A 16,598-nucleotide genomic window follows, 5' to 3' on the forward strand; every position below is an offset into this window, starting at 1 on the left:
AAGCTTCTTCCATTTTCCGGGCCGAAGCGGAGGAGTCGTACAGGTGCGCCTATCCCGGTTGATCGCCGTCACGCTGGCAGGAGCAGCGGTCGTGCCGCCGCTGGCGGCGTGCTCGTCGGACGAGCCCGCCCCCGGCAAGGTCCCCCAGGCGGCCACCTCCGCGCCGGCCTCCGCCGAGCCGACGGACGAGCCGGACCTCCATCCGTTCACCGGCAAGCCGGCCACCGGGCTCAAGCCGGTGCTCGCGGTGAAGATCGAGAACACCGCGGCCGGCAAGCCGCAGCTCGGCCTCAAGAGCGCTGACATCGTCTACGTCGAGCAGGTCGAGGCCGGCCTGACCCGGCTCATGGCGATCTTCTCCTCGAAGCTGCCGCCCAAGGTCGGCCCGGTCCGCAGCGCGCGCATCTCCGACCTGCACATCGTGCCGCAGTTCGGCAAGCCGGCCTTCGCCTACTCCGGCGCGCAGACCAAGATGCTGCCGTTCATCGCGCAGGCGTCGCTGTGGGACGTCTCCGACAGCCGCGCCCCCGGGGCGTACTTCCGCCAGCCGGGCCGCATCGCCCCCTACAACCTGTTCGCCAACACCAAGGAGCTGCTCGCCAAGGCGCCCAAGGCGAGCAAGGCCAAGGACATCGGCCTCGCCTTCGGCGACGCCCCCGCCGAGGGCGGCGTGGACAAGAAGTCGTACACGGTCCGCTGGCCCGGCGCGCGCTTCACCTTCGCCTGGTCGGAGGAGAAGAAGCAGTGGCTGATCTGGCAGGACGGCAAGAAGGACATGGCGGCCGAGGGCGGCCAGCAGAGCGCGCCCACGGTGGTGGTGCAGTACACCAAGACCGAGCGCTCGCAGTTCCACGACAAGAACCAGAGCTACACGCCGCTCGTCCACTCCGTGGGCAAGGGGTCGGCGGTCGTGCTGCGCGACGGCAAGGCGTACAAGGCGCGCTGGGAACGCAAGTCCGAGGAGGAGGGCACGACGTTCACCACCGAGAGCGGCGAGCCGATGAACTTCGCCCCGGGCCAGGTGTGGATCGCGCTGGCCAGCCGCAAGCCCGTCACGCCGTGACGTACAAATAGCGGGATAAATCATGACATGGTGGTGTGTCGGGTGGAGGGCCCCTCAGGACCTACCATGGGTTTGACAACTGACCGTAGGCACAGGAGAGGCAGCCGGCCCCGACCCCCGATGACGGGACGACGGGCGCGGCCGGCTCGACAGCAGAGTTCGTGAGGAAGACCGTGTCCAGCAGCACGCCCGAAGCTCCGTCCACCCCCGGGCCGGCCACCGGCCCCGTCACCGGAACGGCCCGTGTCAAGCGCGGCATGGCCGAGATGCTCAAGGGCGGCGTCATCATGGACGTCGTCACCCCCGAGCAGGCGAAGATCGCCGAGGACGCCGGCGCGGTCGCCGTGATGGCCCTGGAGCGCGTGCCGGCCGACATCCGCGCGCAGGGTGGCGTGTCCCGGATGAGCGACCCCGACATGATCGACGGCATCATCTCCGCGGTGTCGATCCCCGTCATGGCCAAGGCCCGCATCGGCCACTTCGTCGAGGCCCAGGTGCTCCAGTCGCTGGGCGTCGACTACATCGACGAGTCCGAGGTGCTGACCCCGGCCGACTACGCCAACCACATCGACAAGTGGCAGTTCACCGTGCCGTTCGTGTGCGGGGCGACCAACCTCGGCGAGGCGCTGCGCCGCATCACCGAGGGCGCGGCCATGATCCGCTCCAAGGGTGAGGCCGGCACCGGCGACGTCTCCAACGCCGTCACCCACATGCGCACGATCCGCGGTGAGATCAAGCGCCTGACCTCCCTGCCCGAGGACGAGCTGTACGTCGCGGCCAAGGAGCTGCAGGCGCCGTACGAGCTGGTCGCCGAGGTGGCCCGGGCCGGCAAGCTGCCGGTCGTGCTGTTCACCGCGGGCGGCATCGCCACCCCGGCCGACGCCGCGATGATGATGCAGCTCGGCGCCGAGGGCGTGTTCGTCGGCTCCGGCATCTTCAAGTCCGGCGACCCGGCCAAGCGGGCCGCGGCCATCGTCAAGGCCACGACCTTCCACGACGACCCCGACGTCGTCGCCAAGGTCTCGCGCGGCCTGGGCGAGGCCATGGTCGGCATCAACGTCGACGAGATCCCGCAGCCGCACCGCCTGGCCGAGCGCGGCTGGTAGTCCTGCCGGAGACCGCCCGCGCCTCGCGGCGCCCCGCACGGGGCCGCCGGGGCGCGGGCGGTCGCCGTCCTGCCCGCCCCGCGGGGGCGCGTCGGCGGGGTGCGATGCGTGCGCGCCCCGCCCGCCCGATGGCGGAGCGGGGCGCGGGCCGATCATCGGCGCGTCGGCTCGGGGCGTGGCGTGCCGCTAGGGCATGATCTTGTCCGGCGGGCGCCGGCCTCCCTGATGGAAATTTCCCGATTAGGCGATATCCGCGAAGGATGTCGCCTTTTTCGTGTTGTGTGGTGTTCACCGGAACGTCATGGGACTCCGTCAGGCTACGGACGTCCTCCACCCTTGATCGTCCCAGGAGCCACGCATGTCCCAGCTCAACCGGCGGCACTTCCTCGTCACCGGGTTAGCGGCGGGCGCCGCCGCGGCGCTCCCCGCGGGAGCCGCGCACGCGGACCCCACCCCCTCTCCCGACCCCGCCGCCGAGACCGCCCAGTCCCTCGCCTCGCGCGGCCTGCGGACCGACCCGTTCACGCTGGGCGTCGCCTCGGGTGACCCGGACCACTCCGGTTTCGTGCTGTGGACCCGCCTGGCCCAGGAGCCGCTGGCCGAGGACGGCCTCGGCGGCATGCCGCAGCGCCCGTTCCCCGTGCAGTGGCAGATCTACGCCGACGAGAACGCCCGCCGGGTCGTGCGCGCGGGCGTCGCCGTGGCCGCGCCCGAGTGGGGGCACAGCGTCCACGTCGAGGTCGACCACCTGAGCTCCGACCGCGACTACTGGTACCGCTTCCGCGTCGGCCCGTACGTCTCGCCCGTCGGCCGCGCCCGGACCGCGCCGCACCCCCTCGCCTACGGCGGCGGCCTGGCCATGGCGTTCGTCTCCTGCGCCCAGTACGAGCACGGCCTGTTCACCTCGTACCGGCGCCTGGCCGAGGAGCACCCCGACCTGGTGCTGCACCTGGGCGACTACCAGTACGAGTACGCCCGCGACACCTACACGATCCCGGGCGGCAACGTCCGCGACCACGAGGGCCCCGAGACCGAGACGCTGGCCAACTACCGCCAGCGCCACGCCCAGTACAAGGCCGACCCCGACCTGCAGGCCGCGCACGCCGCCGCGCCGTGGCTGGTCGTGTGGGACGACCACGAGCTGGACAACAACTGGGCCGACGAGGTGCCCGAGAAGCCCGAGGTGCCGCAGCCGAACTTCCTGGCCCGCCGCGAGGCCGCCTTCCGCGCCTACTACGAGAACATGCCGCTGCGCCGCACCTCGATCCCGCGAGGCATCGACATGCAGCTCTACCGGCGGATCCGCTGGGGCCGGATGGCCACCTTCCACATGCTCGACACCCGTCAGTACCGCGACGACCAGGGCTGCGGCGACGGCTACCGCGACTGCCCGGCGGCCGTGGACCCCAACCGGTCGATCACCGGCGCCGAGCAGGAGGCGTGGCTGATCGACGGGTTCCACAACTCCCGCGCCCACTGGGACATCCTCGGCCAGCAGGTCTTCTTCGCCCAGCGCGACAACAACGCCGGCCCGGCCAAGATCACCAGCATGGACGCCTGGGACGGCTACGTCGCCTCCCGCCAGCGCATCACCCAGGGCTGGATGGACGCCGGGGTCCGCAACCCGGTCGTCCTCACCGGCGACGTCCACGCCCACTGGGCCAGCGACCTCAAGCTGAACTACGACGACCCCACCGGGCCCACGGTCGGCTCCGAGCTGGTCGCCACCTCGATCACCACCGGCGGCGACGGGGCCGACTCCGACCCCGCCTCCCAGCCGTTCCTCAAGATCAACCCGCACCTGAAGTTCTACAACAACCAGCGCGGCTACGTCCTGACGAAGATCGAGCGCGACGCGATCACGGCCGACTTCCGGGTCGTGCCGCAGGTCCGCACGCCGGGGGCCGAGGTCCACACCAAGGCCACGTTCGTGGTCGAGGACCGCGTGCCCGGCGTCCAGCAGACGTACCTGCGGCCGCTCGACCCGGCGGCGCGCACCCTCGGCGCCCCGTCGATCGAGGAGACGGTCCGTCTGGAGACCGAGCGTCCCTGACCTGCACCTCCCGGCCGATGACGGCCTTCCGCCGAGCGGCGTCCACGTCACGTGGGCGCCGCTCTCGCGTACGCCGGCCCGGCTTCACCGGGCCGGCCTCGGCTTCACCCGGAATATTAGCTCAGCTAAGTTAGTTGGGCTAAGTATGACCGACCCCAGCGCTCCCGACCCCGGCGAGGCGGACCCGGGCGTGCTCGCCGAGGGCGTCTCCGCCGTCCTGCGCCACCTGGTCCTCCTGCTGAGGCGCACCACCGCGGGCCAGCCCGTCACCAGCCAGCAGTACGCCGTGCTCGGCTCCCTCGAACAGGGGCCCCGGCGGATGACCGAGCTGGCCGAGGAGCACGCCGTCCAGCTCCCCACCATGACCGTGCAGATCAACCGGCTGGAGGACGCCGGACTGGTCGCCCGCGGCGCCGACCCCGCCGACGCCCGCGTCAGGACCGTCGAGCTCACCGGGGAGGGCCGCGCCCGCCTGCTCGCCGTACGGCGGGCCAGGATCGCCCGCCTGGGCCAGGACCTCGAAGCCCTCACGGAGCGGGAGCGCGAGACGCTCGCCGCCGCCCTGCCCGTGCTGGCCAAGCTCGGCCGCACCTGACCGCGCACCCATCGGTTACACCCGCGAATCCCGTTACACCCGCACGATCCGGAGAAGGAGCACCATGTCATCCGGTGGCGGAATCCTGCGCCAGCCGACGTCCGTCTGGGCCACCGCGTTCGCCGCGGTCGTGGCCTTCATGGGCATCGGCCTCGTCGACCCGATCCTCCCGTCCATCGCCCTGGGCCTGAAGGCCACCCCCAGCGAGGTGTCGCTGCTGTTCACCAGCTACTTCCTGGTGACCGCCGTGGCCATGCTCGTCACCGGCTGGGTGTCCAGCCGCATCGGCGGCAAGCGCACCCTGCTCGCCGGTCTGGCGCTCGTGGTCGTCTTCGCCGCGCTCGCCGGGACCTCCGGCAGCGTCGCCGAGCTCGTCGGCTTCCGCGCCGGCTGGGGTCTCGGCAACGCCCTGTTCGTCGCCACCGCCCTCGCCGTCATCGTCGGCGCGGCCAGCGGCGGCGCCGAGTCGGCCATCATCCTGTACGAGGCCGCCCTCGGCCTCGGCATCTCCGCCGGCCCCCTCGTCGGCGCGCTGCTCGGCGACTGGAACTGGCGCGCCCCCTTCTTCGGCACCGCCACCCTCATGGCCGCCGGCTTCGTGCTCATCGCCACGCTGCTGCGCGCCACGCCCACGCCCGCGGTCAGGACCAGGCTGAGCGCCCCCATCCGCGCCCTGGCCCACGGCGGCCTGTCCACCACGGCCTTCACCGCGCTGTTCTACAACTTCGCGTTCTTCACCGTGCTGGCCTTCACCCCGTTCATCCTCGGCATGTCGCCGTACGGCATCGGCGCCGTCTTCTTCGGCTGGGGCGTCTGCGTGGCCCTCGCCTCGGTCTTCGGCGCGCCGCCGCTGCAGCGCCGCATCGGCTCGGTGAACGTGCTCCACCTGGCCCTCGGCCTGCTCGCCGTGCTCCAGATCGGCATCGCCGTGTCGGCCGGAACGGGCGCCCGCGTCGGCGTCGTCGTCTGCACGATCCTGTCCGGAATCCCCATCGGCCTCAACAACACCGTCTTCACCGAGTCGGCCATGGAGGTCTCCGACGCGCCCCGGCCGGTCGCCTCCGCCGGCTACAACTTCGTCCGCTGGATGGGCGGCGCGCTGGCCCCGTTCGTCGCCACCAAGCTGGGCGAGGAGATCGGCGTCGCCGTGCCCTACGCCGCCGGCGCCGTCTGCTGCGCGATCGGCATGGCCGTGCTGTACACGCGCCGCCACCACCTGCGCCCGCTGGCCCGCGTGGACCTCGACCACGGCGTCCGCGACGCGGCGCCCGCCTGATCCCATCCCCCGGGTCCCTGGGCATCCCGGCGGAAGACACCACCCCGCCGTGGTGTTGAATGAACCGGACCCGCACCCCGACGGAAGGACGACCGTGCCCGTCACCGTGCCCGACAGCACGCCCGCCAGCGAGCCTGCCGACGCGCCCGCGAGCCGCCAGCCCACCGTCGGCGTGCTCGCCCTCCAGGGCGACGTCCGCGAGCACCTGCGCATGCTCACCGAGGCCGGCGCGCGAGCCGTCGCCGTACGCAGGCCCGCCGAGCTGGAGGCCGTCGACGGCCTCGTCGTCCCGGGCGGCGAGTCCACCACGATGTGGAAGCTCGCCGAGATCTTCGAGCTGCTCGAACCCCTGCGCATGCGGGTCAAGGCCGGCATGCCCGCCTACGGTTCCTGCGCGGGCATGATCATGCTGGCCGACCGCATCGAGGACGGCATCGCCGGCCAGCAGACCATCGGCGGCATCGACATGGTCGTCCGGCGCAACGCCTTCGGCCGTCAGGTCGACTCCTTCGAGGCCGACCTCGACTTCGCGGGGGAGGACGTGCACGCGGTGTTCATCCGCGCTCCGTGGGTCGAATCGGTCGGCCCGGACGTCGACGTGCTGGGCAGGGCCCAGCCTGGGGATAGGATCGTCGCGGTCCGTCAAGGGCCGTTGCTCGCGACCTCGTTCCACCCGGAGCTCACGGGGGACACGCGGGTGCACCGATACTTCGTAGACATGGTGAGGGAGCTCTAGGTAATGTCCGGCCACTCCAAATGGGCGACGACGAAGCACAAGAAGGCCGCGCTCGACGCCAAGCGCGGCAAGCTGTTCGCGAAGCTCATCAAGAACATCGAGGTGGCGGCCCGGACCGGTGGCCCTGACCCCGACGCCAACCCCACCCTCTTCGACGCCATCTTCAAGGCGAAGAAGAACTCCGTGCCCAACGACAACATCGAGCGGGCCCGCAAGCGCGGCGGCGGCCTCGAAGCCGGTGGCGCCGACTGGCAGACCATCATGTACGAGGGCTACGCGCCCGGCGGCGTCGCGGTGCTCATCGAGTGCCTCACCGACAACCGCAACCGCGCCGCCTCCGAGGTCCGCGTCGCGCTGACCCGCAACGGCGGCTCGCTGGCCGACCCCGGCTCGGTGTCCTACATGTTCAACCGCAAGGGCGTCGTCATCGTCCCCAAGAACGGCCTCGACGAGGACACCGTCCTCATGGCCGTCCTCGACGCGGGCGCCGAGGAGGTCAACGACCTCGGCGACTCCTTCGAGGTCGTCTCCGAGGCCGGCGACCTCGTCCCGGTGCGCAAGGCGCTCCAGGAGGCCGGCATCGACTACGACTCGGCCGACTCCAACTTCATGCCGACCATGACGGTGCCGCTCGACGAGGACGGCGCCCGCAAGGTGTTCCGCCTCATCGACGCGCTGGAGGACAGCGACGACGTGCAGAACGTCTTCGCCAACTTCGACGTCTCCGACGAGGTCATGGAGAAGCTGGAGGCCTGAGCCTCCCGGCTCCCCTCCTCCCGGGCCGCCTCCTCTGTGGGGGCGGCCTGCGGCATGCCGCCAGGAGACGCTCCCGCGGCCCCGGTGCGTGCGGGGCGCTCCACGATCGGCGTAGGGTCGTGGGACGTGACCTCCGACAGCCTTCCCCGACCCCCGTCGTCCGCGCTCGGCTGGGTGCTCCTCATGCCGGCCGGGCTCGGGATGCTGATCTCGCTGCTCCTGCCCACCGTCCAGACGATCCGGCTCAGCCTGGAGTCGGGCGGTTCGCTCACGCCCCGTAAGTTCGTGGGCCTGGACAACTACGTCCAGCTCACCGGCGCGGGGGAGATCTGGACGGCGCTGGGGTTCAGCCTGTCGCTGGTGCTCATGCCGCTGCTGGTCGCGCTGATCGCCGGGCCGCTGCTGGCGTTCGCGCTCGACCGGGCCGGCACCTGGCCGCGGCGCGCGGGCCTGGTCGTGCTGTCGCTGGCGCCCGTGGTCTTCTCGCCGACGGCCGTCGCCGTCTCCTGGCTGTACGGGCTCAGGCCCGGCGCGTCCGGCCCGGTCACCCTCGCCACCATGCTCCGCGACCCGGCCACGGCGCCCTCCGGCCTGCGGCTGATCGTCGCCGCGGCCACGTTCGGCGTCGTGTGCGCGCTCGCGGTGATGGCGTTCCTGCCGGCGCTGCGCGGCGGCGCCGTGACCCGCAGCATGATCGCCGTGGGCGTCGTCGTGGCGCTCGCCACACTCGCGGCCGGCCTCCAGACGTTCACGCTGTCCGCGCTCCTGACGGGCGGCACGCGTCCCGGGGGCGCGCAGACGCTGGCGGGCATGCAGTACACCCAGGCGTTCGTCCAGGGGCGGCCGGGCATGGGCGCGGCGGTGGCCACGCTGACGGGGCTCATCCTGGGCGTGCTCGGCCTCGTGGCCGCGGTCGTCGTGGTGGCGGCCGGGGTGCGGCTCTGGGTCGCCCCGGGGGGCGAGAGCGTCTCCGGGGAGCCGTACGAGCCGGCGGAGGACACCGCCCCGCGCCAGGCCGTCCCGGCGGCGGGCGGGCACGGGTTCGGGCCGGGCGGCGCCGGGGGTGGCGTGGCGTACGGGGCGGCGATGCCCGTCCCGGGCACGGAGCAGCCGGTGCCGTACGAGGCGCACCCGGGCACCATGGGCACGCCGGGAAGCGGCGCGCCGGAGAGCGGCGGGCGGGGAGTCTCGGTCGCCGGGCGGGCCGCGGGCATCGCCGCCCTGGTCGCCTACGCCGCCGCCGCCCTCGTCCTCACCTGGCCGTGGCTCGCGGCTCTCACCCGGCCCTCCTCCGGGCCCGCCGGCCTGGCCACCCACGTCAACACGTGGGTTCCCGCCGTCGTCGGCGCCCTGGTCTCGGTGGGCGTCGCCTACCTGGGCGCGCTGGGCATCGGCGGGCTGCGGCCGCTCGGCCGCCGCAGCGAGTGGCTGCTCCTGCTGTTCGCGCCCTGGCTGTTCGTCGGGGTCGGGCCGCTCGGCGTGGCCGGCTGGACCGACATGCGCAACCTGGGGCTGATCGACACCTTCGTCGCCCTCGTGCCGCCCGTGCTGGTCAGCGTCCCCTGCCTGTTCCTGCTCACGCTGCTGTGCAAGGGCCTGGCCGAGCGGTCCGGAGGCGACTTCGTCGGCGGAGTCGTCAGGCCCTCCCTGCCCATGGCGGGCATCCTCGCGCTCGTCGTCACCCTGCTCAACGGCCAGGACCTCCTCTGGCCGCTCCTCGTCGTCCACGACCCCGGCCTGACCACCGCGCCGGCCACCCAGTTCCTCCAGCTCCGCCAGTACGGCGGCTGGCCCTCCGCCGGCCTGTCCACGCCGCTGCCGGTGATCCTGATCGCCCTGCTCGCGGCGGGGGCCGCCCAGCTCCTCTACCTCCACCGGCTGGCGCTGCGCGCCGGGGCGCCGGGGGCCGGCGCGCGCAACCCCGCCCCGGCTGCGTAGGTTGTCACCTTGTGGAGATTCGCGACCTGACCACCGACGACTACGACGACCTGTTGGACGTCCGCCGACGCTCGTTCGGGCCGGTACCTCCGGCCGAGCGCGAGAGCTGGCGCGCCCTCGTCCTCCCCGCCCTGAACGAGGGCCGCTACCTGGGCGTGTTCGAGGGCTCCCGGCTGGCCGGCGCGGCCCGGGTGCGGGCGTTCACCCAGTGGTGGCACGGCCGGCCGCAGCCCCTGGCGGGCGTGGCCGGCGTCACCGTCAACCCCGAGTACCGAGGGAAGGGCGTCGGCACGCGGCTCATGCGCGCCGTCGTCGAGCGGGCCGCCGGCCTGGGCGACGCGGTCTCCGCGCTCTACCCGGCCACCACCCCCGTCTACCGCGCCACCGGGTACGAGCACGCCGGCGCCCGGCACCTGGTCACCATCCCCACCGAGGCGTTGCGCGAGATCCGGCCGTCCGGCGACGTGCCGGTGCGCCGCATGGGCGCCGGTGACGCGGCGGAGGTCGTCGCGCTGCTGCACCGCCTGCACGGCGCGGCCCGTTCCTCCGGCCCGATCTCCTGGGACGAGCGCACCTGGGCCCACTGGCTGTCCCAGGAGGACGACTTCCTCTACCTGGCCCCCGACGGCTACGCCGTCTACCGCTGGGACGGCGACCGCATGCGCGTCGACAACCTCGTCGCCGGCTCGCCGGAGACCGCCCGGGCCCTGTGGTCGCTGGTCGGCTCCGCCTCCTCCGTCACCAAGACCGTCCTGGCCGTGGTCGCCCCGGACGACCCGGTCCTGTGGCTGCTGCGCGAACGCTCGGAGGAGCGGCTCACGGCGGTGCGCTGGATGTTCCGGGTCGTCGACGTGGAGGCGGCGGTGGAGCGCAGGGGCTTCCCGCCCGGGGCGGCGCTGGACGCCACCGTCGAGGTCGAGGACACCGTACGCGCCGGCAACACGGGGCGGTGGCGGCTCACGGTCGCGGACGGCAAGGGCACGGCCACGGCGCTCCCGGCCGGCGCGGGCTCCTTCGCCGGGCCCCGGCTGGGGATCAACGGGCTGTCCGCGCTCTACGCGGGGGTCCCGACGGTCACGCTGCGCCGCAGCGGCCTGCTGTCGGGGGACGACTCCTGCGACGAGGCCCTGGACGCGGCCTTCGCGGCCCGGCCGTACATGCTGGACTACTTCTGACAGAGCCTCCCGGCCCACTCACGGCGGCGGGCTCCCGCCTGCGCCCGGCGGCGGCCCCCCGGCCTACTCGCGGCGGCGGCCTCCGTCCTGAGCCTGGCGGCGGCTTCCTGTCCTACGCCCGGCGGCGACCTTCCGTCCTGTGCGCGGGGGCGGCCTTTCGCCCTTCCCGGGGTGGCGGCCTTCCGTTCTGTCCGCGGCTCTATCCGCGGGCTCTCTCTGCGGCGGTGGACTCGCGCCTCAGACCCGCCCACCGGGCCATGAGATGGCTCGTGACGGCTTCCGGAGCCGGGGGCGGCCCATGGTGGCCCGCAGGGGTGCGGGACGTCTGAGCACGCCGGTGGGACACGCACACGTGGCCCCGCCGCACACAGGTGCCCCCCGCCCGGGGCACGCGGGCGTTTCCCGACGTCCGCGCGTTTCCCGGTGCGTGGGCACGCCGGCCGGGGTAGAGTCTCCTGCCGAACACGTGTTCGGCGGGGAGCGGTGAGCCCCGAGGCGTACGGGCGGAGGCGCGAGGGTGCGAGTGATGGGCGTCGACCCGGGGCTGACCCGGTGCGGCGTCGGGGCGGTCGAGGGCCGTCCCGGCGCGCCGCTGAGCCTGCTGGCCGTCGGGGTGGTGCGCACCGGGGCCGACGAGGAGCTGGGCGCGCGCCTGGTCGGCATCGAGGCCGGCATCGAGCAGTGGCTCGACGAGGTGCGTCCCGACGCCGTGGCGGTCGAGCGAGTCTTCAGCCAGCACAACGTCCGCACCGTCATGGGCACCGCCCAGGCCGCCGGCATCGCCGTGCTCTGCGCCGCCAGGCGCGGCCTGCCCGTCACCCTGCACACGCCGTCCGAGGTCAAGGCCGCGATCACCGGCAGCGGCACCGCCGACAAGAAGCAGATCGGCGCCATGGTCACCCGGCTGCTGCGGCTCAAGGAGATGCCCAAGCCGGCCGACGCCGCCGACGCCCTCGCCCTGGCCATCTGCCACGTGTGGCGCGGCGGCGCCCAGCACCGCCTGGCCCAGGCGATGGCCGGCGCCGCCCGTCCCGCCGCCTCGTCCCGCACCACCGGAGCCCGTACGGCCGGGGCCCGCACCGTCGGAGCGCGCACCCTCGGAGCCCGCATCAGCCCCGCCAGCACCCCCGAGGCCCGCACTCCCGAGGCCAGCACCCCTGAGGCCAGCACCCCCGAGGCCCGCACCAGTGAGGCCCGTACCTCCGGGGTCCGCACCACTGAAGCCCGCACCTCCGAGGCCCGTTCCGCTGTGACTCCCGTCCGCACGACTGAGACCCCCGCGAGCGGGACCGGGACCTCCGCCGACGGGGCCGGCGCCCCCGGCACCGGCGCGGACGCCGCGGGGCGTGCCATAGTGGCCCGCGCGGGCACCCCCGGCCGTGCCACCATGGCCGCCGGGACACCCGCCGCCGGAGCCCCCTCCGGCGCGCCCGCGACGCACCAGCAGGGCGACCCGGGCAGGGCCGCCGACAAGGCGCAGGGCAAGGCGCAGGGCAAGGCCCCGGCGAAGACTCCGGAGAAGGACGTGACACCGTGATCGCATCAGTGGCCGGCCGGGTCGCCGCCGTCACGCCCCACGGCGCCGTGATCGAGGTCGGCGGCGTCGGCGTCCTCACCCACTGCACGCCCGGCACCCTCGCCCGGCTCAGGGTCGGCGAGGAGACCCGCCTCGCCACCTCGCTGGTGGTGCGCGAGGAGTCCCTCACCCTGTTCGGGTTCGCCACCGAGGACGAGCGGGCCGTGTTCGAGCTGCTCCAGACGGCCAGCGGCGTCGGGCCCAAGCTGGCCCTGGCCATGCTCGCCGTCCACACCCCCGACGCGCTGCGCGTCGCCGTCGCCGCCGCCGACCTCAAGGCCCTCACCAAGGTCCCCGGCATCGGGCAGAAAGGGGCCCAGCGCATCGTGCTGGAGCTCAAGGACCGCCTCGGCACGCCCGACGCGGCCCTCGACGCCGCGCTCAACGGCGACCGTCCCGCTCCGCTCTGGCGCGAGCAGGTCCACTCCGGTCTCGTGGGCCTCGGCTACTCCGCCAAGGACGCCGACGAGGCCGTCCTCGCCGTCGAGCCGCAGGCCGAGGCCGACACCGCCGAGGGCCGCGAGCCGCAGGTCGCCGCGCTGCTCAAGTCCGCACTGCGCGCCCTGAGCGTCCGATGACCCCACGACCGCCCACCTCGCCGACGGGTCACCGGGCCCGCCCGGCCGCCCACCAGGCACCCTCCCAGCCGCCCTCCCGCCAGGCCCACCCGCCCTCCCGCCAGGCACCCTCCCACCCGCCTACCCGCCGCGCGGCTTCCCGCCCGGACGGGAAGCCCGCGTGTGCCGTACTCTCGCAGGACCCGCGCACCCGGCACGGCGCGGAGCGGAGGGGCAGAGCGTGAGGGGGCAGAGCGTGAGGGGGACGCGGAAGTGAGCCTGGAGCGGGACCTCGTGTCGCCCGACGCCGAAGGCGACGAGCTGCAGATCGAGGCGGCCCTGCGCCCCAAGCGGCTGGGCGAGTTCATCGGCCAGGGCCGCGTGCGCGAGCAGCTCTCCCTCGTCCTGGAGAGCGCCCTGCGCCGCAGCCGGCCGCCCGACCACGTGCTGATGAGCGGATCGCCCGGACTCGGCAAGACGACACTGGCTATGATCATCGCGGCCGAGCTGAGCGCCCCGCTCCGCATCACCTCGGGCCCCGCCCTGGAGCGGGCCGGTGACCTGGCGGCCATCCTGTCGACGCTGGCCGAGGGCGAGGTGCTGTTCATCGACGAGATCCACCGGATGGCCCGGCCCGCCGAGGAGATGCTCTACCTCGCCATGGAGGACTTCCGGGTCGACATCGTGGTCGGCAAGGGGCCCGGCGCGACCGCCATCCCGCTCGACATCGCGCCGTTCACGCTCGTCGGCGCCACCACCCGCGCCGGCCTGCTGCCCGCGCCGCTGCGCGACCGCTTCGGCTTCACCGCGCACATGGACTTCTACGAGGTGGACGAGCTGGAGCAGGTGCTGGACCGCTCGTCGCGGCTGCTCGGCGTGACCCTGCCGCCGGAGGGCGCGCACGAGATCGCCCGTCGCTCGCGCGGCACGCCCCGCATCGCCAACCGGCTGCTGCGCCGGGTCCGTGACTTCGCCGACGTGCGCGCCGACGGCGTCATCGACCGCGACGTCGCCTCCGCCGCGCTCGACCTGTACGAGGTCGACGCCGAAGGGCTCGACCGGCTCGACCGGGCGGTGCTCGGCGTGCTGCTGCGCAAGTTCGGCGGCGGACCGGTGGGCCTGTCCACGCTGGCCGTGGCCGTGGGGGAGGAGCCCGAGACCGTCGAGGTGGTCGCCGAGCCGTTCCTCGTCCGGCAGGGACTGCTGGCCAGGACCCCGCGCGGCCGGGTCGCGACCGCCTCGGCCTGGCATCATCTGGGAATGACCCCGCCCCCGGACGCCTTCGGAGCGGCACATTTCGCCTGATTACAGAACGGTTGCAACCGTTTCGAATGGGGAACTTCCCCGCGCGGCGAAACGCTGCCTCGTTGCCGCGTTTCGCAACAACGGCCTACACTCCGTGGTTTGGCTGGCTGTGTAGGCTGACGGGCTGAGCGGCGCGGCCCCGGAGGCACAGCCCGGAATTTCCGGCGCGACGCCGGTGTCAACTTCTTGTACGAAGATGGAAGGTCGCCCCATATGAACACGGGTCAACTCACGAGTATCCTGCCGCTGATTCTTCTGGTGGTGGTGTTCTACTTCCTGCTGATTCGTCCGCAGCGCAAGCGTCAGCAGGAAGCGGCTCAGATGCAGAACAGCCTGACCCCCGGGGCGCGCGTGATGACGACGACGGGCCTGTTCGGCACCGTGGTCGCGGTGGAGAATGAGGACGTGGTCCTCGAGGTGGCTCCCGGGATCGAGACCCGGTGGGTGAAGGCCGCGATCGGGCGTGTCGTCACCCCTGGCGAGCCGGTGGCCGACGAACCCCAGGCGGACGACGTGTCCGACGCCGTCGAGACGGACAAGGACGGCACGACCGGCACCGCCACCGAGCGCAACGACGGCCAGGACACCAGCAAGTCCTGATTAGGCTTCTGCGACAAACCTCTATCCGAAAGAACTGACGACCAGTGGCCCGACCGACCAGCAGCCACAGCAAGCCGGGGCGGACGCTCCTGCTGCTCCTGGCGCTCATTCTCGCCCTGGGCGGGACGATGTTCCTGCAGAAGGCGTTCACGCCGAAGCTCGGACTCGACCTCGCGGGCGGCACGACGTTGACGCTGACACCGGTGACCCAGAACGGTGCCTCGCCGCCCGAGGAGATCCTCGACCGCGCGGTCAACATCATCCGCGACCGGGTCAACGGCAACGGCATCTCCGACGCGGAGGTCGCCAAGTCCGGCGACAACATCATCATCTCGATCCCGGGCGTCGGGCGAGACGAGGCGATCGGGCTGGTCTCGACCACCGCGGAGCTGCGCTTCCGCCAGGTGCTCGCCATGGAGGCCACGCAGCTCCCGCAGGACCTCCCCACCCAGGCGCCGACGCCGGGCGCCACCCCGTCCGGCTCGGCGTCGCCGAAGAGCTCGTCGTCGGCCAAGCCCCAGCCGTCCTCCACCCGTTCCGCGGGCACGCCGGGCCCGTCCGTGTCGCCGACGGGCAAGGCGCTGTCCTCGGCCCTGACCGCGCCCACGCCCACCGCCACGGGCCAGGCCGCCAAGCCGGAGACCACCCGCGGCGCGCAGTCCGACCAGCGGCAGCAGCGGCACAAGGGCCAGGACGCGAAGGCCACCCCGACCCCGGCGGCCACGCCGAGCAGCACCCAGCAGCCGGCCAATCCCAACATCGACACCACCGGCATCGACCCGGCGGTGCTCAAGCAGTTCCAGGCCCTCGACTGCACCGACCCGAAGAAGCGCGGCCAAGGCGTCCAGGACGACGCCAACAAGCAGTACGCGGCCTGTGAGAGCGACGGCAGCTACAAGTACGTCCTCGACAAGGCCAAGGTCGTCGGCACCGACATCGACACCGCCAGCGCGGGCGTGCGCCAGGGCACCACCGAGTGGCTCGTCCAGCTCGACTTCAAGTCCAAGGGCGCGAGCACGTGGGCCACGCTCACCGGCCAGGCCGTCAGCGCGCCGGAGCCCCGCAACAAGGTCGCGGTCGTCCTCGACGGCGTCGTCATCACCGCCCCCAACATCATCAGCGCCATCCCCGGCGGCCGAGCCGAGATCACCGGCGGCTTCGACCAGAAGAGCGCCACCGACCTGGCCGAGCAGCTCAAGTACGGCGCGCTCCCGCTGAAGTTCAACCGCAGCTCGGCCGAGACGGTCTCCTCGACCCTCGGACAGGACCAGCTCCAGGGCGGCCTGATCGCCGGCATCATCGGCCTGGCCCTCGTGGTCGTCTACAGCCTGCTCTACTACCGCGGCCTCGGCATCGTCGCGGTGCTGAGCCTCGTGGTCGCCACGATCCTCACCTACACGGCCGTGGTCGTGCTCGGCCACAACGCCAACTTCCGGCTCTCGCTGCCGCACATCATCGGCCTGGTGGTCTCGATCGGCATCACCGCCGACTCCTTCATCGTCTACTTCGAACGCATCCGCGACGAGATGAAGGAGGGGCGGCGCACCCTGCGCGCCGCCGTCGAGGTGGCCTGGGTGCGCGCCCGGCGCACGATCCTGATCGCCGACGCGGTCATGTTCATCGCCGCGGTTGTGCTCTACGCGCTGGCGGTCGGCGGCGTGGCCGGCTTCGCGTTCGCCATGGGCCTGACCACGCTCATCGACATCGTGGTCGTGTTCCTGTTCACGAAGCCGTTCATCGCGATGCTCGCCAGGCTGAAGTTCTTCGCCAAGGGACATCCGCTGTCCGGCCTCGACTCCGAGCGCATGAGCGCCGACCACTCCGGCTCCGCCGGCCGTACGACCACCCCGCAGGAGGCCTGA

Annotated in this window: 13 protein-coding genes and 1 pseudogene; all 14 read left to right on the forward strand. The window is 73.0% G+C overall.

The genetic code is table 11. The features are described 5' to 3' along the window. Positions 1–43 precede the first annotated feature (43 nt). Complete coding sequence (locus tag HTZ77_RS38560; protein WP_328809019.1) at positions 44–1,063, forward strand: DUF3048 domain-containing protein; 1,020 nt, start codon at positions 44–46, stop codon at positions 1,061–1,063. Between the two features lie 173 nt (positions 1,064–1,236). Continuing rightward, on the forward strand, positions 1,237–2,169 hold the full coding sequence (pdxS, locus tag HTZ77_RS38565; RefSeq protein ID WP_328809028.1) for a pyridoxal 5'-phosphate synthase lyase subunit PdxS: 933 nt from the start codon (positions 1,237–1,239) through the stop codon (positions 2,167–2,169). Between the two features lie 358 nt (positions 2,170–2,527). After that, positions 2,528–4,222: an alkaline phosphatase D family protein gene (locus HTZ77_RS38570; protein WP_175594702.1), complete on the forward strand. Its 1,695-nt coding sequence runs from the start codon at positions 2,528–2,530 to the stop codon at positions 4,220–4,222. Between the two features lie 145 nt (positions 4,223–4,367). Beyond that, positions 4,368–4,817, forward strand: coding sequence for a MarR family winged helix-turn-helix transcriptional regulator (locus HTZ77_RS38575; RefSeq protein ID WP_175594703.1), 450 nt, complete (start codon positions 4,368–4,370; stop codon positions 4,815–4,817). Positions 4,818–4,881: 64 nt separating this feature from the next. Next, positions 4,882–6,093: an MFS transporter gene (locus tag HTZ77_RS38580; protein WP_175594704.1), complete on the forward strand. Its 1,212-nt coding sequence runs from the start codon at positions 4,882–4,884 to the stop codon at positions 6,091–6,093. Between the two features lie 172 nt (positions 6,094–6,265). Continuing rightward, the gene (pdxT, locus tag HTZ77_RS38585; protein WP_328809029.1) at positions 6,266–6,829 is read left to right on the forward strand and encodes a pyridoxal 5'-phosphate synthase glutaminase subunit PdxT; all 564 of its coding nucleotides are present in this window, start codon (positions 6,266–6,268) and stop codon (positions 6,827–6,829) included. A gap of 3 nt (positions 6,830–6,832) precedes the next feature. Next, on the forward strand, positions 6,833–7,585 hold the full coding sequence (locus HTZ77_RS38590; protein ID WP_175594705.1) for a YebC/PmpR family DNA-binding transcriptional regulator: 753 nt from the start codon (positions 6,833–6,835) through the stop codon (positions 7,583–7,585). 126 nt (positions 7,586–7,711) lie between these two features. After that, positions 7,712–9,523 (forward strand): carbohydrate ABC transporter permease, encoded by a 1,812-nt coding sequence (locus tag HTZ77_RS38595; RefSeq protein ID WP_175594706.1) that lies wholly within the window; start codon positions 7,712–7,714, stop codon positions 9,521–9,523. Between the two features lie 11 nt (positions 9,524–9,534). Further along, complete coding sequence (locus HTZ77_RS38600; protein ID WP_328809020.1) at positions 9,535–10,698, forward strand: GNAT family N-acetyltransferase; 1,164 nt, start codon at positions 9,535–9,537, stop codon at positions 10,696–10,698. 517 nt (positions 10,699–11,215) lie between these two features. Continuing rightward, positions 11,216–11,746 (forward strand): annotated as a pseudogene (ruvC, locus tag HTZ77_RS38605) (crossover junction endodeoxyribonuclease RuvC); the annotation flags it as partial. 485 nt (positions 11,747–12,231) lie between these two features. Next, positions 12,232–12,852, forward strand: coding sequence for a Holliday junction branch migration protein RuvA (gene ruvA / locus HTZ77_RS38610; RefSeq protein WP_175594707.1), 621 nt, complete (start codon positions 12,232–12,234; stop codon positions 12,850–12,852). Positions 12,853–13,104: 252 nt separating this feature from the next. Beyond that, positions 13,105–14,136, forward strand: coding sequence for a Holliday junction branch migration DNA helicase RuvB (gene ruvB, locus HTZ77_RS38615; protein WP_175594708.1), 1,032 nt, complete (start codon positions 13,105–13,107; stop codon positions 14,134–14,136). A gap of 213 nt (positions 14,137–14,349) precedes the next feature. After that, positions 14,350–14,736 (forward strand): preprotein translocase subunit YajC, encoded by a 387-nt coding sequence (gene yajC / locus HTZ77_RS38620; protein ID WP_175594709.1) that lies wholly within the window; start codon positions 14,350–14,352, stop codon positions 14,734–14,736. Between the two features lie 44 nt (positions 14,737–14,780). Beyond that, the gene (secD, locus tag HTZ77_RS38625) at positions 14,781–16,598 is read left to right on the forward strand and encodes a protein translocase subunit SecD (RefSeq protein ID WP_328809021.1); all 1,818 of its coding nucleotides are present in this window, start codon (positions 14,781–14,783) and stop codon (positions 16,596–16,598) included.

It is taken from the genome of Nonomuraea montanisoli (assembly GCF_013363975.1).
In the GTDB taxonomy this organism is placed as follows: Bacteria; Actinomycetota; Actinomycetes; order Streptosporangiales; family Streptosporangiaceae; genus Nonomuraea; species Nonomuraea montanisoli.

What these genes read in the sequence shown, in the direction of transcription:
- HTZ77_RS38580 (WP_175594704.1), top strand. Translation starts at nt 4,882, where the DNA reads ATGTCATCCGGTGGCGGAATCCTGCGCCAGCCGACGTCCGTCTGGGCC.
- HTZ77_RS38570 (WP_175594702.1), top strand. Translation starts at nt 2,528, where the DNA reads ATGTCCCAGCTCAACCGGCGGCACTTCCTCGTCACCGGGTTAGCGGCG.
- HTZ77_RS38575 (WP_175594703.1), top strand. Translation starts at nt 4,368, where the DNA reads ATGACCGACCCCAGCGCTCCCGACCCCGGCGAGGCGGACCCGGGCGTG.
- yajC (WP_175594709.1), top strand. Translation starts at nt 14,350, where the DNA reads ATGAACACGGGTCAACTCACGAGTATCCTGCCGCTGATTCTTCTGGTG.
- HTZ77_RS38590 (WP_175594705.1), top strand. Translation starts at nt 6,833, where the DNA reads ATGTCCGGCCACTCCAAATGGGCGACGACGAAGCACAAGAAGGCCGCG.